The organism is Achromobacter veterisilvae (assembly GCF_037619525.1).
Taxonomy (GTDB): Bacteria; Pseudomonadota; Gammaproteobacteria; order Burkholderiales; family Burkholderiaceae_B; genus Achromobacter; species Achromobacter veterisilvae.
This window is the reverse complement of sequence record NZ_CP148753.1, coordinates 3,333,155-3,355,079: the sequence shown is the minus strand read 5'-3', so window position 1 is coordinate 3,355,079 and position 21,925 is coordinate 3,333,155. Positions and strand designations below refer to the sequence as shown.

The window sequence follows — 21,925 nt, the reverse complement described above, 5'->3', positions numbered from 1 at the left end:
GCGGCCGGGCCGCCGAGCGACGGGCGCATGCGAGGTTCCCATGTCACAGACTTCCCGCAAACTGCGCAGCCAGAAATGGTTCGACGACCCGGCGCACGCCGACATGACCGCCATCTATGTCGAGCGCTATCTCAACTATGGCCTGACGCGGCAGGAACTGCAGTCGGGACGGCCCATCGTCGGCATCGCCCAGACGGGCAGCGACCTTGTGCCCTGTAACCGCCATCACCTGGCGCTGGCCGAGCGCGTCAGGGACGGCATCCGGGACGCGGGCGGCATTCCGATGGAATTCCCCGTGCATCCGCTGGCCGAGCAAGGCCGCCGGCCGACCGCCGCGCTGGACCGCAACCTGGCCTATCTGGGCCTGGTCGAAATCCTGCACGGCTATCCGCTGGACGGCGTGGTGCTGACCACGGGCTGCGACAAGACCACGCCCGCCTGTCTCATGGCCGCGGCCACCGTCGACATTCCCGCCATCGTGCTCTCGGGCGGGCCGATGCTCGACGGCTGGCACGACGGCCAGCGCGTGGGCTCCGGCACAGTCATCTGGCATGCCCGCAACCTGATGGCCGCCGGCAAGCTGGACTACGAAGGCTTCATGACCCTGGCCACCGCGTCGTCCCCGTCGATCGGGCACTGCAACACCATGGGCACCGCGCTGTCGATGAATTCGCTGGCCGAGGCGCTGGGCATGTCGCTGCCCACCTGCGCCAGCATTCCGGCCCCCTACCGGGAACGCGGCCAGATGGCCTACGCCACCGGCATGCGCATCTGCGACATGGTGCGCGCGGACCTGCGGCCCAGCCATATCCTGACCCGGCGGGCGTTCGAGAACGCCATCGTGGTGGCGTCCGCGCTGGGCGCCTCCAGCAACTGCCCGCCGCATCTCATCGCCATCGCGCGGCATATGGGGGTCGACCTGAGCCTGGCCGACTGGCAGCGGCTGGGCGAAGACGTGCCGCTGCTGGTCAACTGCGTGCCCGCGGGCGAATACCTGGGCGAAGGCTTCCACCGCGCCGGCGGCGTCCCCGCCGTGCTTCATGAACTGGCCGCCGCCGGCCGCCTCCATGTCGACTGCCCCACCGTGTCCGGCAGGACCATCGGCGACATCGCCGCCGAAGCCCGGACCCGCGACGCCGACGTCATCCGCGGCTGCGACGCGCCGCTGAAACACCGCGCGGGATTCATCGTCCTGTCGGGCAATTTCTTCGACAGCGCGATCATCAAAATGTCGGTCGTGGGCGACGCCTTTCGCCGCGCCTACCTGTCCGAACCCGGTTCGGAAAACGCCTTCGAGGCGCGCGCCATCGTGTTCGATGGCCCCGAGGACTACCACGCGCGCATCGAGGATCCGGCGCTCAACATCGACGAACACTGCATCCTGGTCATCCGCGGCGCCGGCGACGTCGGCTATCCGGGCAGCGCGGAAGTGGTGAACATGGCCCCGCCCTCGCACCTGCTCAAGCGCGGCATCGATTCATTGCCCTGCATGGGCGACGGCCGCCAGAGCGGCACCTCGGCCAGCCCCTCCATCCTGAACATGTCGCCGGAAGCCGCGGTGGGCGGCGGCCTGGCGCTGCTGCGAACCGGCGACCGCATCCGCGTCGACCTGAACCAGCGCACGGTCACCGCGCTGGTGGACGAAACGGAAATGGAGCGGCGCAGGCAGGAACCCGGCTATCGGGCGCCCGAATCGCAGACGCCCTGGCAGGAGCTGTACCGCCAACTGGTAGGCCAGCTTTCGACCGGCGGCTGCCTGGAACCCGCCACCCTGTACCTGAAGGTCGTGGAAACGCGCGGCGACCCCAGGCATTCGCATTGAAGGCGGCGGGCCGGGCGCTGGCGCCTAGCCGCCGGGAGGCTCGCCGCCCGGACCGGGCTCGCGCGGCGACGGCCGGGTGACGACATAGGCGGCGCTGGCCACGAAGAAAATGGCGACGGCGGCGGCAAGCCGCCACGAGGGATGCGCGCCCCACCAGAAGAGGACATATCCGACCGCCATTCCCAGGCAGGCATAGGTCTTGCCCTTGCGCGACACGGCCCCCTGGTCCCGCCAGGCGCGCAGCGCGGGGCCATAGGTCGGGCTCTCCAGCAGCCATTTTTCCAGCCTGGGCGAAGACCGCGAAAAGCAGGCGACCGCCAGGATCAGGAAAATCGTCGTGGGCATGACCGGCAGGAAGGCGCCGATGACGCCCAACGCCAGCATCAGGCAACCCAGGCATAACCACAGAACTCTCATCATGATCGGCGACGGGATATCGCGCGCCCCTCAGGGCTGCGCGGGCTCCGGCATTCTGACGCGCAGCATTTCCACGAATCCCGGGCTGGGCCTGCCGCCCGCCGCGCGCGCCTTGAAGACCATGGACCAGGCGTCGGCGTACTGGCCCCGCCGGTAGAAAGCGGTGGCCCATGACGCGTAGAGATAGCCTTTGTCCGGCTCCACCTTCTCGCCCTTGCGGTACAGCGCGTCCGAGCGCAAGGTCGCCGCCACGCGCGCTTCGGGCGGCAAGGTCCTGTCCTCGGCGGCGCACCTTGCGGCGATCCGTCCCGCGTCCGCGTACATGCCCTGGAACGACGGCGGATCCATGCCGAGCGCCCGGTCCATCATGTTCATGGCCTCGCAGAACCTACCTTGGTCATGCAGCACCGCGGCAAAGCCGGTGTATACCTCGGGATTCTTCGAATTCAGCAGCCACGCCTGGTTGAACCGGCGCATGGCCATGCCCGGCTGGTCCGCCTGGTAAAAGCGGTATCCCTGCTCCACCCAGGCCCGGGACGCGCCCGCGCGGGATCCGTAGGCCTGCGTCGCCTCGGCGATCAGCTTGTCGTCGGCCGCCCTCAAGTCGGCAGCCGCGGAGCGGTCCGCTCCGCCGTACATCGGCGCCTCGTCGATCCCGGCCTTGGGCGCGGCCGGCCCCGTGCCCGCCGCGCAGCCGGCCAGCCACAGGGCGGGTAGGAAAAGCAGGGACCTGGCGGTCTGGCGCATGGACGGCGAATCCGAGTCTGAAGGAACACCGCAATATACCGTAGCGGGCGGCCCCGGCCCGTTGCCGCGCGCCCCGCGGGCATCGCCGCGCATGCGCGATCCCGGCCGATGGACCCGCCATCATGAACGGCGGATGAATGACCTCTTCAGACTGAGTTCATGACGGAACTTCCAGAATAGTCCGCGAAGTCCGGCAGGCCGCCGGCACAGCGAACCTCATAGGAAGACCATCATGCGTATCAAAATGGCGATGGGTATCTGGCTGCTGGGCATTACCCTGGCATGGCTGGCCGTTGCGCCCCTCGATCCAGGCGTGCTGCCTCTTGTCGACCCGCAGGGCGCCGCGGCGGGCGGATGGCTGTTGCGCCGGCATGTTCTGTACCTCTCGGGGCTTTGGAGCATTGGCCTGATGAGCCTGACGATGCTGCTGGCGCTGCGCCTGCCTTGGCTGGAGCGTCCGCTGGGCGGGATGGACCAGGTCTATCGCCTGCACAAGTGGGCTGGCGTCGGCGCGGCGCTCACTGCCCTCCTGCATTGGGGCGCCAAGGAGTCCAGCGGCTGGATCAAGGCGCTGTGGGGAACCGTCGGCAGGCCCGGCCGCGATGCCGTACTGCCCGGGCTTACCGGCTTCCGGGACGCGGCCAAGGATCTGGGCGAATGGGCCTTCTACCTGCTCCTGGCCATGGTGGCCATTGCGCTGTTGACCCGGCTGCTGTCCTACAAGCCCTGGCGCTTCCTGCACCGCGCCATGCCGCTGCTGTTCCTGGCGCTGGCGTTTCATACGGTGGCGCTGATGCCCATGGACTTCTGGGCCTTGCCGCTGGGCGCGCTCGTGGGCGCCTTGCTGGCGCTGGGCAGCGCAGCAGCCTTGTGGTCGCTGGCGGGATGGGTCGGCCGGGCGCGCCGCCACGCCGGCCGCATCCATGCCGTGCACGTGCTGGGCGACGGCCCACAGGCGCCGGTCGAGGTGATCTGCGCCTTGCCGGCCAGTTGGCCGGGGCATCGCCCCGGGCAGTTCGCGTTCGTGCGCTTCCACCGCGGCGAAGGCGCGCATCCCTTTACCATCGCCAGCGCGCCGGGCAGCCTGGGCACGGACGAACGAGGCGAGCCCTTGCTCCGCCTGGTCATCAAACCGCTGGGAGACTACACCCGCAGCTTGGGCCAGCGGCTGCGGGCGGGTCAGCAGGTGGATATCGAAGGCCCCTACGGCCGCTTCGACGGCCAGGGCGGCCACGGCCGCCGGCAGGTATGGGTGGCGGGAGGCGTGGGGGTAACGCCGTTCCTCTCGCTGCTCGAATCACGCCAGCCCGGCGCCCAGCCCCCGCGCATGCGCCAGCAGCCCGCGCACATGCACTACTGCACCCGCGACGCCGCCGCCGATCCCTTGTTGCCACGCTTGCACCAGCTCTGCGAACACGCCCGGCCGCCGGTGACGCTCACGGTGCACAGCGACGCGCAGGGCCAGCGCCTGACGCCCCAGGCATTGGAGGCGGGCATGGCCGGACCGCTGGACATCTGGTTCTGCGGCCCCCAGGGCCTGGGCGACGCGCTGCATGCCCATTCCGGCGGACTGCGCTCCTGGCGGCTGCATCGGGAATCGTTCGCGATGCGCTGAACCGGAGCGGCGGCTGCCGCCGCTCAGACGCGCTTGAGCGGCAGCAGCCGCCGGTATCCCTCGGGCAGCGGGTGCTGCGCATGGTCTTGCGCAGCGCCGGCCAGCCGCGCCGCCACCTCGGCGGGAAACGGCTTGGCGCGGCGCGTTTCCAAGTCTACGTGCAGGGACAATTGCTCCATGGTGGCGGCCAGGTAGCCGTCGCGCGCCTGTATCAGTTCCATCAGGCAGAGCAGCCTCTTGTCGTCCGCTTCCAGCATGCGCAGACGCAGTTCCAGCGGGTCGCCCGCCAGCACCTCGCGCAGGTAGGCGACGTGGATGTTCATCGTGTAGATGCCGCAGCGCGTCTGGCGGGTGTAGTCCGCCCCGACGCCGTAACGCCCCAGCAACTCGAAGCCCTGGCGATCGAACACGCCCACGTAGTGGGCGGCATTCATGTGGCCGTATTCGTCGATCCAATCGGGTTTGACGGCCAGGGACAGCGCGGGAAGTGCGGACATGGTTTTCGGCTTCGGCAGTTGAGGATCTGCAAGCATACGCGTTGCCAGGCGCAAGCGTCCGGTCCCGGCAGGCGCCGTCCAGCGAGATAGTGCTGCAATACTATTGCGGATCGTTGCGTTCTGGCGCCATACTAGGCCGGCCGATCAACTACTTTTGGAGGGTTTTGCAATGCAACGCGACGACATCCAAAAGCTGGGCGCGCAAGCCGCCCGCGACGGATTGACCTTGTGGGACTGCCCCTACTACCGCGCCGCGGCCATGCCCGCCCACACGGGGGAAACCATCGCGGCATGGCGCGACAAGGTCGAAGCCTGGGAAGCCGGTTGGATGACGCAGACCAAGACGTGGAAACCGCCGCCTGGCGGCGTTCCGCGATACGTGCCGCGCGCGGTGGCGCGCCGCGCGCAGTAGGTCCCGCGGCGTTGCTCCGAACTGAGCGTGGGCATCGTCCTTCACGTCCCTTCGCAAGACATACGCGGCGGGACATTTATTTTTAAAAGCGGCGCGGGCAGTTTCCGGTGCGCGACCATTCCGCGGATTCCGCGCATGCGGTTTTATATGCCCGCGTTCCGCGAGCGTTTTTTTACACCGCGGCAAAAACAAAAAAGCCGCCAGATCCATGATCTAGCGGCTTTCTTTTTGCCGTGCTTGACAGCACTTTGCAGGAATTTGGTAGGCGGTATTGGAATCGAACCAACGACCTCCACGATGTCAACGTGGCGCTCTAACCAGCTGAGCTAACCGCCTGCAAAGAAGAAGAATTATATAGTGCTTTTTTGAACTGTGCAAATCGTCTTGGGAGATTTTTTGCCGTTTTCATTGCGTCCGAAGTATTGAGGCACTGCCTTGGCTTTCGCCAATACTGCCATCGCTTCGAAGCGCTTTTGCACTGATCAGCGCTGCTTATTCATCAGCACTGCTTCGCTCTTCAGTATCGCGTCTGCGGCATGCACCGCGGAAACGAAGAACGAGATTCTATCAGAACTTTTTATTCCTTGCTCGACCTCGACTCCGCTGCTCACATCCACGCCCCAGGGCTTGAGCGAATGCACCGCCTGGCCCACGTTTTCGGCGTTCAAACCGCCGGACAGGATCAAGGGACGCGAGATCGGATCGGCCTTCACGTCGTCGAGCAAGGCATAGTCGAAACCGTGCCCGCTGCCGCCATAACCGGCGCTGTAGCTGTCGAACAGCCAGCCCGCGGCTTCGCCGTAGGCGCGGCACGCGGACGCCAGGTTTTCCGCGGTATCCAGGCCGGGAGCGCCGGCCCGGAAGGCGCGCAGGAAGCGGCGGCCGTAACGGGCGCAGTCCTGGGGCGTTTCGTCGCCGTGGAACTGCAGCAGTTCGGGCCCGACCTGGTCCAGCACGGCCTGCACCTCGTCCTGCGCCGGATTCACGAACAGCGCCACAACGTCGACGAAGGCAGGCACCATGCGCCGCAGTTGGGCGGCGCGCAGCGGAGCGAGGCAACGCTTGCTCTTGGCGTAAAAGACAAAACCGATGGCGTCGACGCCCGCCGAGACGGCGGCGTCGATATCCTGTTCGCGGGTCAGCCCGCAGATCTTGATGCGTGTGCGCATGGAACTCATCACTTGCGTCGTCGCCGGGCGCGACGAGTTGAATCAGTATATCCGGCGCGCTCAGGCGGCGGGCTGGCCCAGGGTCGCCACGAGGTTGTCGAAACTGCCTTCGGCCAGGCGGAACCACGGGACTTCCTTGTCGCGAAACGCGGCCATGCTCTCGTAGAGTTTCTTGAACATGGGGTCCTTGGCGCTCATCTCTTTATAAGCGGCGAGGGACGCCTCGTAGCTTGCCTGCAGGACCGGCCGGGGAAACGCCTTCAGTTGCGCGCCGCGGGCGACCAGGCGGCGCAGGGCGTCCGGATTGCCGGCGTCGTACTTGGCGATCATGTTGCCCGTGGCCATGCGGCACGCCAGCGCAAGCGCCGACTGGTACGGCTTGGGCAGTTCGTCGTAGGCATCCTGGTTCACATAAAGCGACAACTGCAAGGTGCCCGCCCACCACCCGGGAAAGTAGTAATTCCTGGCCACCTTGTAGAGGGCCAGGCTTTCGTCGTCGTAGGGACCGATCCACGCGACCGCGTCCACCACGCCCTGCTCCAGCGCCGCATAGGTTTCCGCCGCCGGCACCTCCACGGGCGTCGCGCCCTGGCGCGCCAGCACATGGCGGGCGAATCCGCCGGCCTTCACCTTCAGCCCGCGCAGATCGTCCGCGGTCTTGATTTCGCCGCGGAACCAGCCGCCCATCTGCGCGCCGGTATAGCCGCAGGGGAAATTCAGGATGTTGTACTTGTCGAACAACACGCGCGTCAGCGCCAGGCCTTCGCCCTGGGTCATCCAGGCATTCATCTGCCGCGTGTTCAGGCCGAACGGCACGCCGGCGTCGAAGCAAAGCGCCGGATCCGTATCGAAGTAACGGGTCGAGGCCGTGTGGCCGCAATCGACCACGCGATGCTGCACGGCTTCCAGCACCTGGCCCGGCTGCACCAGGTCGCCCGCCGGGAATATCTCGATGCTGAAACGCCCGTCCGTCACTTCGGCCACATAGCGGGCGACGTCTTCCGCGCCGGCGAACAGCGTGGGAGATTCATTGGGAAAACTGGAGGCCAACCGCCATGCGACCGTAGGGGCATCCTGCGCGAAAACGGGGGCCGCGAGGGCGGCGCCGCCGGCGGCGGCTCCCAAGGCGGTCTGCTTCAAAAACGCGCGGCGTTGCATGGCTAAGGGCCTCCATAGAGCGCGGAAAGGCGTCGCCGTCGCCGGCGGCTTCCCTAATAGGTTTGAGTAAACGGCGACAGCAACTGCGATCCCCCGTCGAGTTCGGACAGCCCGAACGCTTCGGGATAATCAATGGCCGACAGGTACAGGCCGTCAGGCGCGAACGTCGGCGCGCCGCGCTTGCGGTCGCGCCACGACAGGAGCTGCGCCATCCAGTCGACCGATTCCCTGCCCTGCCCGACCTGCAATAGCGCTCCCATGATATTGCGCACCATGTGATGCAGGAAGGCATTCGCCTTCAGCGTAAACACCAGGAACGGGCCGCGCTCGTCGATATCCAGCCGGTGCAGGCGGCGTACCGGATGCTTGGCCTGGCACTGCGAAGACCGGAAGCTGGAAAAATCGTGTTCCCCCAGCAATGCGTTCGCCGCGGCCCTCATGGCCTCCACGTCCAGCGGCTGGAAACACCAACCCGCCCTGCCCGCCCACAGCGCCGGACGCACCCGCCCGCGCCACAGCAGATAGACATAGGTCCGCGCGCTTGCGGAAAACCGAGCGTGAAAATCGTCCGATACCGGCTGCGCCCACTGAACCGAAATGCTGGGCGGAAGAAATGCGTTCACGCCCCGCACCCAGGACTCCATCCGGCGGTCGAGCGCGGTGTCCAGGTGGATTACCTGCATCGCGCCATGCACGCCGGTGTCCGTGCGGCCCGCGCAAATCGTGGGCACGGACCCCGCCACACCGCAAAAACGTCCCAAGGCGGCTTCCAGCGTGTCCTGCACCGTCTGCCGGTGCGGCTGCGTCTGCCAGCCCTGCCAGGCGGAGCCGTCATACGCCAGCCCCAATGCAACTCTAGCCATGTATCAAACCTGTGGACCGCCGACCCGGCGCGGTTCGTCCGTGGGCGGTTCGTCCAGGTCGAGATTGATGCTGTCGAGCTTGCGGTTCAGCGCTGCCGTGTCCAGCGCCGGCTCGTTATAGGCGTAGGTCTCTTCGTCATCGTCTCCGCGGCGGGCGCCGGCCCTGCGCAACAGCCAGGCGATCGCGAACGCGATCAGCGCCAGCACGGCGGTGACGATGACAAGCAGATTGTCGGCCAGCCAGGCCGGCATGTCCGACTTGGCGTCCTTGTCCGGCGAGGCGGCAGCCGGCGTGCTTGCCGCTCCCGGCGTGCCTGTGGCGCCTGGCGTGCCTGCTGCGCCCGGTGCGCCTGCTACGGCCGGTGCGCCTGCTGCGCCCGGTGCGCCTGCTGCCCCCGGCGTGCCTGCTGCCCCCGGCGTGCCTGCCGTGCCCGGTGTGCCTGCTGCGCCCGGCGTGCCTGCTGCGCCCGGCGTGCCTGCTGCGCCCGGCGTGCCTGCTGCGCCCGGCGTGCCTGCTGCACCCGGCGTGCCTGCCGCGCCCGGTGTGCCTGCTGTGCCCGGCGTGCCTGCTGCGCCCGGCGTGCCTGCTGCGCCCGGCGTGCCTGCTGTGCCCGGTGTGCCTGCTGCGCCCGATGTGCCTGCTGTGCCCGGTGCGCCTGCCGCACCCGAAGTGCCTGCTGCACCCGGTGCGCCTGCTACACCCGATGCGCCTGTTGCCCCTGGCGTGCCTGCTGCGCCCGATGTGCCTGCCGCACCCGATGCGCCTGCCGCACCCGACGCGCCTGCCGCGCCCGGTGCGCCTGTTGCGCCCGAAGTGCCTGCCGCGCCCGAGGCTCCCTGTTGTCCGACCGCCTTGTTCAGGTCGTCGACGTTGCTCTGCAATTGGTCCACCCGTCCCTGGACGTCGGCCATCGCGCGCTGGTTGGAGGTCTGGGCATCGGCCCGCGCTTCGGCTTGCGCGGACGCGCTGTCCTGGGCCTGCCCGGCGGACAGGCGCACGCGGTCCTGCGGCGGCGCGGCCGTGGCGACGCCCGTGTCGCCGGGACGGGCGACGCTGCCCGACGCCCCGCCCTGCCCCTGCACCACGGACGGATTGGCGGCGGACGCCGCGCCGATCCGCGAGCGGTATTTGGCGAAGGCCTCGGCGTGCTCGTTGAAGATCCGGCGGGCCTCGGCCGGATCCACCGCGCGCACGGTGGCCGCATCCGGGATCGTCAGTGTCTTCCCGGCGCGAACCAGGTTCATATTGTTCTGGATGAACGCCTCGGGATTCGCGCGCCACAGCGCCACCAGCATCTGGTACACCGAGGCGTTGGGCACCGCGTTCCGTTGCGCGATGCCGAACAGGTTGTCGCCGGACTTCACGTTGACCGACCGGCTGCCGCCCGCGCGGGAAGGCGTCCCGACCGAGGCCGGCGTCACGTCGGCGCTGGTGCCGCGCAGCGGCACCAGGATGCTGACCTGCACCTGCCGCTGGCCGGAACTGGAGCTGATGTCCAGCAGCAAGTCCACCGCGCCGCTGGCCGGCGCCTGCGAGGCCCGCACGCGGAGGTTCTTGCGCGTGGCGTCCATGCCGTCCTCGATGCGGACCACCAGGCTGGCCAACGGCACCGGAGGCTTCAGGCCCGCGCGGAGCCAGGCGGCCTCGTCCGCGACCGAGACCTTCAGCGACGACACTTCGTCGGGGCTCAGTTCCTGCAATCCCACCACCGCCTGCAGCGGCGCGCCCGGCACGGAAACCACCCGCGAATGCCCCACGCGCATGGCCATCGCCGAACCGCACACGCTTGAGCCTATCGCCAACGCAATCGCCCACTGCAGGGCTTTCAAACGGCGAGCATGCTTCACTTGGCGCGAACGCTGGGTCATAAGCTGGAATTCCGTTCTTGTAGTCGAATTACGGGCTGGCGCCTCTTCACGCCCAACAGGCGGGAACCGGCACCAATTCACGGGAAAAGTGTAATGGATCGAGCGCATTTCACAAACCTGAAAGGCGCGCCGGCGTGCGCCGGCATGCACATCCGCCACATATCGCCGGCCCCGCGCAAACGACAAGGGCACCCGAAGGTGCCCTTGCTTGCCTTGTCCGCCCGGTCGGACGGCGCCCAGCGCCGCCCGGCACGGCTTCAGGCTTCGGCCAGCGCGATGCGCAGCATGCGGCGCAGCGGCTCCGCGGCACCCCACAACAGTTGGTCGCCCACCGTGAAAGCGCCCAGGTATTGCGAACCCATCGACAACTTGCGCAGACGGCCCACGGGAATATCGAGCGTGCCGGTCACGGCGACCGGCGTCAGCGCGGCGACGGTGGCTTCCTTGGTGTTCGGCACCACCTTGGCCCATTGCGTGCCCTGGGCGATCAGCGCCTCGATCTCGTCCAGCGGCAGGTCGCGCTTGAGCTTGATGGTCAGCGCCTGGCTGTGGCAACGCATCGCGCCGATGCGCACGCACAGGCCGTCGATCGGCGTGGCGGGCGTGCCGAAGGCGGCGCCGCGGCCGAGGATCTTGTTGGTCTCGACCTCGCCCTTCCATTCTTCCTTGGACATCCCGTTGCCCAGGTCCTTGTCGATCCAGGGAATCAGGTTGCCGCCCAGCGGCACGCCGAAATGCTCATGCGGCAGCGCCGGGTCCTTCTGCTTGGCCAGCACGCCGCGGTCGATTTCGAGGATGGCCGACGCGGGGTCGTCCAGCAGCGGCTTGACCGACTGGTTGATCTCGCCGAACTGGGTCAGCAGTTCGCGCATGTGCTGCGCGCCGCCGCCCGAAGCGGCCTGGTACGTCATGGTCGTCATCCATTCGACCAGATCGTTGTTGAACAGGCCGGCCAGGCCCATCAGCATGCAACTGACCGTGCAGTTGCCGCCGACGAAATTGCGCACGCCGCGCTTGAGCGCCGCGTCGATGACCGGGCGGTTGACCGGGTCCAGCACGATGATGGCGTCGTCGGCCATGCGCAGCGTGCTTGCCGCGTCGATCCAGATGCCGTTCCAGCCCGCGCCGCGCAGCTTCGGGTAGACCTCGGAGGTGTAGTCGCCACCTTGCGCCGTGACGATGATCGGCAGTTTTTTCAGAGCGTCAATGTTGTAGGCGTCCTGCAGCGGGCCCGCGCCATCGGCCCAAGTGGGCGCGGCGCCGCCAGCGTTGCTGGTGGAGAAAAACACCGGTTCGATCAGTGCGAAGTCGTTCTCGTCGCGCATGCGTTGCATGAGCACCGAGCCGACCATACCGCGCCAGCCGACAAGGCCTACTGCTTGATTCATTTCAATCGCTCTTTAAAGGTGGAGACAAGGTCCGGGGAAGAAAAAGCCGTGCAATTCAACAATTTATCAGAATGCACGGAGAGATGTTGCGGCGCAGCTATAAAAAATAGGGGCCGCAATAGGCGGGGGCAGGCTTGCGCGGCGCCTGCGCAACAGGAAAAACAAAGGGCCGCCCGCCGGCGGCCCTTTGCCGGGAGGGTGCGGATCAGGCCAGCGCTTTCAGCACCGCGTCGCCCATTCCGGCCGTGCCGACCTTGGTCGTGCCCGGCTCGTAGATGTCGGCGGTGCGCAGCCCGTCGGCCAGCACGCGGCGCACCGCGGCTTCGATGCGGTCGGCCTGGGGCGCCAGGTTCAGCGAATAGCGCAGCAGCATGGCGGCCGACAGGATGGTGGCCAGGGGGTTGGCGATGCCCTGTCCGGCGATGTCGGGCGCGGAACCGTGGCTGGGTTCGTACAGGCCCTGCCCGCCGGCGTTCAGCGAGGCCGACGGCAGCATGCCGATCGATCCGGTCAACATGGCCGCTTCGTCAGAGAGGATGTCGCCGAAGAGATTGCCGGTCACGATGACGTCGAACTGGCGCGGGTTGCGCACCAACTGCATGGCGGCATTGTCCACGTACATGTGCGACAGTTCCACGTCGGGATAGTCGCGCGCGATTTCGATGACGATGTCGCGCCAGAACTGCGAGGTTTCCAGCACGTTGGCCTTGTCCACGCTGCACAGCTTCTTGTTGCGCTTGCGGGCCGATTCGAAGCCGATGCGCGCGATGCGGCGCACTTCCGATTCGGCGTAGCGCATGGTGTCGTAGCCTTCGCGCTCGCCCGCGAACGCGCCGTCGGGCGACGAACGGACGCCTCGCGGCGTGCCGAAATAAATGTCGCCGGTCAGTTCGCGGATGATCAGGATGTCCAGGCCGGACACGATCTCGGGCTTGAGCGACGACGCGCTGGCCAGCTCGGGATAAAGAATGGCCGGACGCAGGTTGGCGAACAGGCCCAGCGCCTTGCGCAGGCCCAGGATGGCCTGTTCCGGACGGAATTCGCGGGGCAGGCTGTCGTACTTCCAGTCGCCCACGGCGCCGAACAGCACGGCGTGCGATTCCTTGGCGAGCTTCAGCGTCGCCGGCGGCAGCGGGTGCTCGAACGCGTCGAACGCCGCGCCGCCCACGGGCGCCTCCTTGATGTCGAAGGAGACGTCCAGCGCCGTCAGCACGCGCACGGCCTGTTCGACGATTTCCGGGCCGATGCCGTCACCCGGCAAGACTGCGATGTTATGAGTCATACGAAAACAATCCTGTGATTGATAAAGGCGTCAGGCGATGGGGCGGCTTTCCAGCCACGGATGGCGGGCCAGGCGCTCCGCCTCGAAAGCGCGGATCTTGTCGGCCTGGCGCAGGGTCAGGCCGATATCGTCGAATCCGTTGAGCAGGCAGTACTTGCGGAAGGGTTCGATGTCGAAGCCCATTTCACGGCCGTCCGCCGCCACCACGACCTGCCGGTCGAGGTCGACGCGCAGCTTGTAGCCGGGGAAGGCCTTCACTTCGTCGAACAGGCGCGCCACTTCGAGCTCGGACAGCACGATGGGCAACAGGCCGTTCTTGAAGCTGTTGTTGAAGAAGATGTCCGCGTAGGACGGCGCAATGATGGCGCGGAAGCCGAACTGCGTCAGCGCCCAGGGCGCGTGCTCGCGGCTGGAGCCGCAGCCGAAGTTCTTGCGCGCCAGCAGCACGGACGCGCCCTGGTAGCGCGGCTGGTTCAGCACGAAATCCGGATTCAGCGGACGCTTGCTGTTGTCCATGCCCGGTTCGCCGTGGTCCAGGTAGCGCAATTCGTCGAAGAGGTTCGGCCCGAAGCCGGTACGCTTGATGGACTTGAGGAACTGCTTCGGAATGATGAGGTCCGTGTCGACGTTTTCGCGATCGAGCGGGGCGACCAGGCCTTCGTGAGTGGTGAATGCTTGCATGATGTCTACTCGGTGCTTAACGCTTAACGGAAGGTGCGGACGTCGACGAAATGGCCGGCCACCGCGGCGGCCGCGGCCATGGCCGGGCTGACGAGGTGCGTGCGCCCGCCCTGCCCCTGGCGGCCTTCGAAATTGCGGTTCGAGGTCGACGCGCAACGTTCGCCGGGTTCGAGCCGGTCGGCGTTCATGGCCAGGCACATGGAGCAGCCCGGCTCGCGCCATTCGAAGCCGGCGTCGATGAAGATCTTGTCCAGCCCTTCGCGCTCGGCCTGCTGCTTGACCAGGCCCGAGCCCGGCACCACCATGGCCTGGCGCACGTTGGACGCCACGTGCTTGCCGCGCGCCACGGCGGCGGCGGCGCGCAGGTCCTCGATGCGGGAATTGGTGCAGGAACCGATGAACACCCGGTCCACCCGGATATCGGTCAGCGGCGTATTGGGCTTCAGGCCCATGTATTGCAAGGCGCGCTCCATGCCGCTGCGGCGCACGTCGTCCTTTTCGCGGTCGGGGTCCGGCACGCGGGAATCCACCGGCAGCACCATTTCCGGGGACGTGCCCCAGGTGACCTGCGGCTTGATGTCGCGGGCGTTGACCTCGACGACGGAGTCGAACTTGGCGCCCTCGTCGGTGCGCAGCGTGCGCCAGTAGCCGACCGCCTGGTCCCAGAGCACGCCCGTGGGCGAGAAGGGACGGCCGCGGAAGTATTCAATGGTCTTGTCGTCCACCGCCACCATGCCGGAACGGGCGCCGGCTTCGATGGCCATGTTGCAGACCGTCATGCGGCCTTCCACCGAGAGGGCGCGGATCGTGCTGCCGGCGAATTCGATGGCGTGGCCGGTGCCGCCGGCCGTGCCGATGATGCCGATGATGTGCAGGACCACGTCCTTGGCCGTACAGCCGAAGGGCAGTTCGCCTTCGACCTTGATCAGCATGCTCTTGGCTTTCTTCATGAGCAGCGTCTGGGTGGCGAGCACGTGCTCGACTTCGGACGTGCCGATGCCGAAGGCCAGGGCGCCCAGCGCGCCGTGCGTGCTGGTATGCGAATCGCCGCAAACCACCGTCATGCCGGGCAGGGTCGCGCCCTGTTCCGGGCCGATCACGTGCACGATGCCCTGGCGCAGGTCGGTCATGCGGAATTCGGTGATGCCGTACTTTTCGCAGTTGGCGTCCAGCGTATCCACTTGCAGGCGGGAGATCGGGTCGTCGATACCCTGGGCGCGATTCAGCGTGGGCACGTTGTGGTCCGCCACCGCCAGGTTGGCGCCGGTGCGCCACGGCTTGCGGCCGGCGATCGCCAGGCCTTCGAACGCCTGCGGGCTGGTGACTTCATGCACCAGGTGGCGATCGATATAGAGCAGACAGGTGCCGTCTGATTCCTGGTGGACGACGTGGGCGTCCCAGAGTTTGTCGTAAAGGGTTTGGGCCATGGATGCGCTCTGCTAATAGACAGTCCGGCTCGTGCCTCGCGCGGTTGAAAGCAAAACGCTCCCGCGCCGGCCACTGCGGCATGAGGGAATTATGCACAGGGTCTGAACCTAGTACAACTACACCACATATACCAGTACCAACACTACCATGCTGGGCCTCCGGCACAGCCCTGGACGCCCCTGCCGCAAGCCCGCGCCCAAACCGTGGCCGATTAATCACAGATACAAATTCGGCGTGCAAAAACAGATACAAAATTATCAAACCGATATAATCTCGCCACGCCATGGCTAATCTATTAACGAAATAAAACGAAATAAACCGCATTAATCCAGCATTAAATCAACATATTAATAGCCGCCATAGCGAATTTCGTGCAAGTTCAATTAAATTAAGAGATGATGCGCGAAGAAACCCACAAAACCGCCCCGGAAACTTCGTCAATAGTTAACAAATATTGACTCGTCAAATCTGACATTTCCACACAATATGGCGGCCATTCATTCTCAACTCGACTCGCGAATAATCACTATGGCTTCGTTTTTGCTTAAAAGCACGACTTCGGTCCTTGCCCTGGCATTCGGTCCTGCGGCATTTGCACAGTCTTCCGCTCCCGCTGCCGCGCAGCCCGCGGTCACGATGAACCAGATCGTCGAGCAGACCTTGCTGGGCAACCCGGAAATCCAGGCCAAGTACCATGATTTCCAGGCGTCGCTTGAAGGCCAGAACGTCGCCCGCGGGGCCTTCTTCCCGCAGATCAACGCCCAAGGCTATCTGGGCCGCGAGTACCGCAACAACGTGCCCGGCGTGGGTTCGCAGGACTGGAGCCGCCCCGGCTACAGCGTCGAGTTGCGCCAGTTGATATTCGACGGCTTCCGCACGAGCAACGACGTCAAGCAGGCGGGCTTCGACAAACTGGCGAAGTTCTATGACCTGCTCGCCACCAGCGACGGCACGGCGCTTGCCGCCGTGCAGGCCTACATCGACCTGCAGCGCTACCGCGACATGGAACTGCTGGCCCGCCAGAACTATTCGCTGCACGAAGAAACGCTCAAGCAGATCAACGAACGCACCGAATCGGGCGTGGGCCGCCGGGTGGACCTGGAACAGGCCGGCGGACGCCTGGCCCTGGCCCAGACCAACCTGATGACCGAGACCGCCAACCTGCTGGACGTGCAGCAGCGCTTCCAGCGCGTGACCGGCGCCCTGCCCCCCGAATCGATGCAGCCGCCGCCCGACATCACCGGCAAGCTGCCGGTCAAGCCGGCCGACTTCAATGAATCGCTGCGCCGCAACCCCAGCTTCCTGTCCAAGCAGGCCGGCCTGCAGGCCGCGGAGGCCGGCGTGGCCTCGTCCAAGGGCGCGTTTTCTCCGAAATTCGAATTCGTGGCCTCCACGGGCCGCGACCAGAACGACCCGACGCCCCAGAACCGCGACATCCAGAGTTCCAGCGTCCAGGTCGTCATGAGCTACAACCTGTACCGCGGCGGCGCCGATTCGGCCCGCGTGCGCCAGACCGCCGCGCAGTCCTACGCCGCGCGCGATATCCGCGACTACACCTGCCGCAACGTGCAGCAGGATCTGGCCGTGGCCTGGAACAACGTCGTCAGCCTGAGCCAGAAGCTGCCCTTCCTGCGCGACCACGAAGTGGCCACCACGAAGGTGCGCGAAGCCTATCGCCAACAGTTCCAGATCGGCCAGCGTTCGCTGCTGGACTTGCTGGACACCGAAAACGAACTGTTCGAATCGCGCCGCGCCTTGACCAACGGCCTGTACGACCTCCAGCTCGCGCAGTACCGCTGGCTGGCGTTGTCGCACGCGCTGCTGCCCGCCCTGGCGCTGCAGCCCGCGCGCAACGAAATGCCCGAGGAAAACGGCAAGCTGGCGGTTTCCGACGAAGTGATCAAGCTCTGCAATTCGACGGTTCCCGACACGGCCCGCCTGGCTCCCGTGCGCGTGCAATACAACGAAGGCACGCTGCCGCCCACGCTCATCCCGATGAACGCGCCCAGCGCCAAACCCTGAACCGGCCCTGGCGCAAGGAGACCCCATGCCGAAGAAACAGGGCAACGACTTCTCGCAGTTGGACGCGGACTTCGTCCGCGTCCTGGAAGACCTGATCGACGCGCTGATCGCCAATGGCACCTTGCGTTTGACGGACCTGCCGATACAGGCCCAACAGAAACTCACCCAGCGCAAGCAACAGCGCGCGCGACTCTCGGAACACCTGGACCTGCTCGATGACGAAGATGGACAAGTTATCTGACTTGGCCGCCCGGGAGTGGCGGGCGGACGCCCGCGCCGCGCACGACGACCCGCTGCTGGACTGCCTGGTCGAAGTAACCCGCCTGCACGGGGTGACGGCCACTGCCCAGGCGCTGTCCGCGGGCCTGCCGCTGGAAGAACACCGGTTGACCCCCGCGCTGCTGCCCCGCGCGGCCGCGCGCGCGCAGTTGTCCGCCCGGGTGGTCAAGCGCACGCTGGACAGCATCTCGCAGGACCTGCTGCCCGCGATCCTGCTGCTGCATGGCGAACGCGCGTGCCTGCTGCTGAAGAAAGACGGCGGCAATTACGTCGTCAGCCACCCCGAGCTGGGCGGCAGTTCCATGGAGATGGGCGCCGACGAACTGGCGGCGCAGTACACCGGGCTGGTGTGCTTCGTGCGCCCGCAGTTCCGCTTCGACGCCCGCGCGCCCGAGGTCTCCAAGGTGCGCGAGCGCCATTGGTTCTGGGCCGCCATCATGGAAAACCGGCGCCTGTACCGCGATGCGCTGATCGCCGCCCTGCTGATCAATGTCTTCGCGATGGCGATGCCCCTGTTCACGATGAACGTCTATGACCGCGTCGTGCCCAACAACGCCGTCGAGACCCTGTGGGTGCTGGCCATCGGCATCACGCTGGTCGTGATCTTCAACATGATCCTGGGCACGGCCCGTTCGCACGTGGTGGACAGCGCAAGCAAGCGGGTCGACGTGCGCCTGTCCGCGCAGATCATGGAACGGGTGCTGGACCTGCGGCTGGAAGGCCGGCCGGTATCGGTGGGCTCATTCGCCGCGAACCTGCGCTCGTTCGAATCCATCCGCGACTTCATCGCCTCGGCCACCATCACCACGCTGGTGGATCTGCCCTTCATCCTGCTGTTCCTGCTGGCACTGGCCTGGATCTCCCCCTGGATGATCCTGCCGCCGCTGGTCGCGATCGTGCTGATCCTGCTGGTGTCGCTTGCCGCGCAGGCCCGCATGGAATCACTGACGATGTCGTCGTTCCAGGCCTCGTCGCAGCGCAACGCGACCCTGGTGGAGGCGCTGACCGGCCTGGAAGCCGTCAAGACCCTCAATGCCCAGGGCGCGATCCAGCGCAATTGGGAACGCGCGACCGAATACATCGCCCAGACCGGCGGCAAGCTCAAGTTGATTTCGTCGTCCACGGTCGGCTTCGTCCAGGCCGTCCAGCAGATGGTGTCGATCTCGGTGGTGATCATCGGCGTCTACCAGGCGCAGGAATCCGCCATTTCCATGGGCGGCATCATCGCCGCGTCCATGATCGCCGGCCGCTGCCTGGCGCCGCTGGGGCAGGTCGCCGGCCTGCTGATGCAATACCAGAACGCCCGGACTTCGCTGGGCTCGATCGACAACTATATGAAGCTGCCGATCGAACGCCCGGCCGAGGCCGAGTTCCTGCACCGCCCCGTCTTTCACGGCGGCCTCGAATTCCGCGACGTGACCTTCACCTACCCCGGCGCCGCGCAGCCGGCGCTGAAGAAGGTGTCGTTCAAGCTCAAGCCCGGCGAAAAGGTCGGGGTGATCGGCCGCATCGGCTCCGGCAAGACCACGCTGGAAAAGCTGGCGCTGGCGCTGTACCAGCCCACCGAAGGCGCGGTCCTGCTGGATGGCGTCGACGTGCGGCAGATCGATCCGGCCGACGTGCGCCGGGCCATCGGCCACGTGCCGCAGGACCCGCTGCTCTTCTACGGCAGCCTGAAGCACAACCTGGCCATGGGCGCGCCCTATGCCGACGACGCCAGCATCCTGGCGGCCGCGAACCTGGCCGGCGTCTCCGATTTCGCCAACCTGCACCCCAACGGGTTCGACATGGTGATCGGCGAACGCGGCGAATCGCTGTCCGGCGGCCAGCGCCAGTCGGTGGCGGTGGCCCGGGCCCTGATCAACGATCCGCCCATCCTGCTGCTGGACGAGCCCAGCAGCAACATGGACCACCAGAGCGAAGCCCAGTTGCGCAAGCGCCTGGGCGAGGCCAGCGAGACCAAGACGATCCTGCTGGTCACGCACCGCACCGCCCTGCTGGAACTGGTCGACCGGCTGATCGTGATCGACAACGGCCACATCGTGGCCGACGGCCCCAAGGAACAAGTGGTCGAAGCCCTGCGTCAAGGACGCGTTGGACGAGGGGGCTGAGGAAACCATGCTGAACAACCCAGCCGAAACCGGGCACGGCCTGTTTGGAAGCCTGTGGCGCAAGCTGCGCAATGTCTTCGTATTCTTTTTCGACCGCCTGCTGGACGGCGCCGAAAAGGGCAAGCGCCGGCATCGTTCCGACTATGTCGGCAACGCCGAGTGGGTCATCCAGGAATCGCAGGCCCGGGGGTCGCGCATCCTGCTGTGGGTGAGCCTGCTGGCCACCGGCGCGCTGCTCTTCTGGGCCGGCGCCGGCAGCATCGACGAAGTCGTCCGGGGCGAGGGCAAGGTCGTGCCGTCTCGCCAGGTCCAGATCATCCAGAGCCTGGACGGCGGCATCGTCGAGGAAATCCTGGTCCGGCCGGGACAGGAAGTCGAAGCCGGCGAAGTCCTGCTGAAGATCGACTCCACCCGCTTCGCGTCGTCCCTGGGCGAGAACAACGCCGAATACCTGTCCTTGCTCGCCAAGGCGGCGCGGCTGCAGGCGCTGGCCACCGGCGAGCCCTTCTCGGCGCCCGAAGAGGTGCTCGCCCAGGCGCCCGGGCTGCTGGAAATGGAACGCAATGCGTGGCAGGCGCGCACCACGGAGTTGAACGCCACGGTCAACGTGGCCCGCGAACAGCTCAAGCAGCGCCAGGAAGACCTGCGCGAAACGATCGCCAAGCGCGACCAGGCCGCGGCCAGTTGCGGACTGACTTCGCGTGAATTGCAGGTGACCCGCCCGCTGCTCAAGAGCGGCGCCGTCTCCGAAGTCGACCTGCTGCGCCTGCAGCGCGACGTGGCCCGCTATTGCGGCGAACAGAAAGGCGCGGAAGCGCAGATCGACCGCTTCCAGGCCTCGATCAAGGAAGCCGAAAGCAAGATCCAGGAAACCGAACTCAATATCCGCAACCAGGCCCGCAACGAACTGTCCGAGACCAACACCAAGCTTTCGACCCTGCGCCAGGGCAAGCTGGCGCTGGCCGACCGCGTCAAGCTGGCCGAAGTCCGCGCGCCCGTGCGCGGCACCGTCAAGACGCTGTTCAACAACACCATCGGCGGCGTGGTGCAGCCGGGCAAGGACATCATCGAGATCGTGCCCAAGGACGACACCCTGCTGCTCGAAGTGCGCATCCAGCCGCGCGACATCGGTTTCCTGCACGCCGACCAGCAGGCGGAAGTGAAATTCACCGCCTACGATTTCGCCATCTACGGCGGCCTGGAAGGCAAGGTGGAACAGATCGGCGCGGATACCGTGACCGACGAGAAAGGCAATTCCTACTACGTGGTGCGCGTCCGCACGGACCGCAGCACGGTAGGCGACAAGCTGTTGCCCATCATCCCCGGGATGGTGGCGGAGGTTCATATCCTGACCGGCAAGCGCACGGTACTGCAATACCTGCTCAAGCCCATATTGCGCGCCAAGGCGAATGCCTTTACCGAACGTTAAAGGAGGGCTGCAAGGCCTTATGAAACCCGTTCCCGTCCTGTTGATTACGCATGACGACCTGCTGTGGCAGCATTGGCGCGCCCTGGATCCGGCGCGCTGGCTGGCTGCCCGCGGTCGCGGCCTGGCCGACCTGCAGCGCTGGCGCGAGCAGGGCCGCACGCTGGCGGTGCTGGATACCGGCCTGCCCCGGCTGCCGTCCTGGCAGGATCCCATCTGGGCCACCTCCCTGGCGGACCTGCACGTGGTCGTCGCCAGCCCCAGCCCGAACGACGAGGAAGGCACCCGGGTGCTGGGCGCCGGCGCCCACGGCTACTGCCATGGCTACGCGCCCGCGGCGGCGCTGTCGCAGGCGCTCGAAGTCGTCGCGTCCGGCGGCATCTGGATGGGCAGGTCGCTGGTATCGCGGCTGCTCAAGCTGGTCGCCGAACGCGCCCAGGACTCGCAGTCCTGGGACGGCGGCCTGCTGACCGAACGGGAAATGACGGTGGCGCGCTATGCCGCCAACGGCCAGGCCAACGCGCCGATCGCCGAGGCGCTGGGCATCACGGAACGCACGGTCAAGGCCCACCTGTCCGCCGTTTTCGAAAAGCTGGGCGTGACCGACCGCCTGCAACTGGCCCTGCTCGTCCATGGCATTTCCGCTCCCGCCGACAGCCGGATGAAAATTCCCTCCTGATACTGTCCTTGAGGACAATATCCCGCGCCGGCGGCGCAATCTAGTATTTGGCCATCTTGG

19 protein-coding genes and 1 tRNA gene are annotated in these 21,925 nt (G+C 66.5%); 8 read left to right on the top strand and 12 right to left on the bottom strand.

The genetic code is table 11. The annotated features are described in order from the left end of the window. The first annotated feature begins 40 nt into the window (after positions 1 to 40). The gene (locus WHX56_RS15565) at positions 41 to 1,822 is read left to right on the top strand and encodes an IlvD/Edd family dehydratase (RefSeq protein WP_338878301.1); all 1,782 of its coding nucleotides are present in this window, start codon (positions 41 to 43) and stop codon (positions 1,820 to 1,822) included. 24 nt (positions 1,823 to 1,846) lie between these two features. Here WHX56_RS15565 and WHX56_RS15560 read toward each other — a convergent pair whose 3' ends face one another. Both WHX56_RS15560 and WHX56_RS15555 read right to left on the bottom strand, forming a co-directional pair. Then, on the bottom strand, positions 1,847 to 2,242 hold the full coding sequence (locus tag WHX56_RS15560) for a YbaN family protein (protein ID WP_129240497.1): 396 nt from the start codon (positions 2,240 to 2,242) through the stop codon (positions 1,847 to 1,849). A gap of 27 nt (positions 2,243 to 2,269) precedes the next feature. Then, positions 2,270 to 2,986 carry a tetratricopeptide repeat protein gene (locus WHX56_RS15555; protein WP_129240498.1) on the bottom strand — a complete coding sequence of 239 codons (717 nt, stop codon included), beginning with the start codon at positions 2,984 to 2,986 and terminating at the stop codon, positions 2,270 to 2,272. A 232-nt stretch (positions 2,987 to 3,218) separates the two neighbouring features. Here WHX56_RS15555 and WHX56_RS15550 point away from each other — a divergent pair, with 232 nt between their 5' ends. Next, positions 3,219 to 4,601 carry a ferredoxin reductase family protein gene (locus tag WHX56_RS15550; RefSeq protein ID WP_338878300.1) on the top strand — a complete coding sequence of 461 codons (1,383 nt, stop codon included), beginning with the start codon at positions 3,219 to 3,221 and terminating at the stop codon, positions 4,599 to 4,601. Positions 4,602 to 4,624: 23 nt separating this feature from the next. Here the strand turns inward: WHX56_RS15550 and WHX56_RS15545 are convergent, their stop codons facing one another. After that, positions 4,625 to 5,098, bottom strand: coding sequence for a thioesterase family protein (locus WHX56_RS15545; protein ID WP_129240500.1), 474 nt, complete (start codon positions 5,096 to 5,098; stop codon positions 4,625 to 4,627). Between the two features lie 169 nt (positions 5,099 to 5,267). On the opposite strand from WHX56_RS15545, the gene WHX56_RS15540 reads away from it, so the two are divergent. Beyond that, entirely contained in the window at positions 5,268 to 5,510 is a 243-nt protein-coding gene (locus WHX56_RS15540; RefSeq protein ID WP_129240501.1) for a CrpP-related protein, read from the top strand. Between the two features lie 259 nt (positions 5,511 to 5,769). On the opposite strand, the gene WHX56_RS15535 is transcribed toward WHX56_RS15540, so the two are convergent. From WHX56_RS15535 to leuC, 9 genes are all read right to left on the bottom strand, one after another. Next, positions 5,770 to 5,846: transfer RNA gene (locus tag WHX56_RS15535), tRNA-Val, on the bottom strand. Positions 5,847 to 5,992: 146 nt separating this feature from the next. Further along, a complete protein-coding gene (locus tag WHX56_RS15530; protein ID WP_129240502.1) occupies positions 5,993 to 6,688 on the bottom strand; it encodes a phosphoribosylanthranilate isomerase in 696 nt (231 codons plus the stop codon). Between the two features lie 51 nt (positions 6,689 to 6,739). After that, positions 6,740 to 7,837, bottom strand: coding sequence for a TRAP transporter substrate-binding protein (locus WHX56_RS15525; protein ID WP_129240503.1), 1,098 nt, complete (start codon positions 7,835 to 7,837; stop codon positions 6,740 to 6,742). Between the two features lie 53 nt (positions 7,838 to 7,890). Beyond that, positions 7,891 to 8,700, bottom strand: coding sequence for a tRNA pseudouridine(38-40) synthase TruA (gene truA / locus WHX56_RS15520; protein ID WP_287753362.1), 810 nt, complete (start codon positions 8,698 to 8,700; stop codon positions 7,891 to 7,893). A 3-nt stretch (positions 8,701 to 8,703) separates the two neighbouring features. Then, on the bottom strand, positions 8,704 to 10,569 hold the full coding sequence (locus WHX56_RS15515) for a type IV pilus assembly protein FimV (RefSeq protein ID WP_422393595.1): 1,866 nt from the start codon (positions 10,567 to 10,569) through the stop codon (positions 8,704 to 8,706). A 257-nt stretch (positions 10,570 to 10,826) separates the two neighbouring features. Then, entirely contained in the window at positions 10,827 to 11,957 is a 1,131-nt protein-coding gene (gene asd / locus WHX56_RS15510; RefSeq protein ID WP_338878298.1) for an aspartate-semialdehyde dehydrogenase, read from the bottom strand. A gap of 205 nt (positions 11,958 to 12,162) precedes the next feature. Further along, positions 12,163 to 13,239 (bottom strand): 3-isopropylmalate dehydrogenase, encoded by a 1,077-nt coding sequence (gene leuB, locus WHX56_RS15505; RefSeq protein WP_129240507.1) that lies wholly within the window; start codon positions 13,237 to 13,239, stop codon positions 12,163 to 12,165. Positions 13,240 to 13,269: 30 nt separating this feature from the next. Continuing rightward, positions 13,270 to 13,920, bottom strand: a complete 651-nt coding sequence (leuD, locus tag WHX56_RS15500; protein ID WP_129240508.1) for a 3-isopropylmalate dehydratase small subunit — start codon at positions 13,918 to 13,920, stop codon at positions 13,270 to 13,272. 23 nt (positions 13,921 to 13,943) lie between these two features. After that, a complete protein-coding gene (gene leuC, locus WHX56_RS15495) occupies positions 13,944 to 15,347 on the bottom strand; it encodes a 3-isopropylmalate dehydratase large subunit (protein ID WP_129240509.1) in 1,404 nt (467 codons plus the stop codon). A gap of 529 nt (positions 15,348 to 15,876) precedes the next feature. Here leuC and WHX56_RS15490 point away from each other — a divergent pair. The 5 genes from WHX56_RS15490 to WHX56_RS15470 are packed head-to-tail and all read left to right on the top strand — an operon-like array spanning position 15,877 to position 21,865. Then, complete coding sequence (locus WHX56_RS15490; RefSeq protein ID WP_338878297.1) at positions 15,877 to 17,370, top strand: TolC family outer membrane protein; 1,494 nt, start codon at positions 15,877 to 15,879, stop codon at positions 17,368 to 17,370. 25 nt (positions 17,371 to 17,395) lie between these two features. Beyond that, positions 17,396 to 17,611 carry a hypothetical protein gene (locus WHX56_RS15485; protein WP_129240511.1) on the top strand — a complete coding sequence of 72 codons (216 nt, stop codon included), beginning with the start codon at positions 17,396 to 17,398 and terminating at the stop codon, positions 17,609 to 17,611. After that, positions 17,595 to 19,760, top strand: a complete 2,166-nt coding sequence (locus tag WHX56_RS15480) for a type I secretion system permease/ATPase (RefSeq protein ID WP_422393594.1) — start codon at positions 17,595 to 17,597, stop codon at positions 19,758 to 19,760. The genes WHX56_RS15485 and WHX56_RS15480 overlap by 17 nt, the downstream gene beginning before the upstream one ends. Before the next feature lie 7 nt (positions 19,761 to 19,767). Beyond that, entirely contained in the window at positions 19,768 to 21,189 is a 1,422-nt protein-coding gene (locus WHX56_RS15475) for an HlyD family type I secretion periplasmic adaptor subunit (protein ID WP_338878295.1), read from the top strand. 19 nt (positions 21,190 to 21,208) lie between these two features. Next, entirely contained in the window at positions 21,209 to 21,865 is a 657-nt protein-coding gene (locus tag WHX56_RS15470; protein WP_338878294.1) for a response regulator transcription factor, read from the top strand. Positions 21,866 to 21,925: the final 60 nt, after the last annotated feature.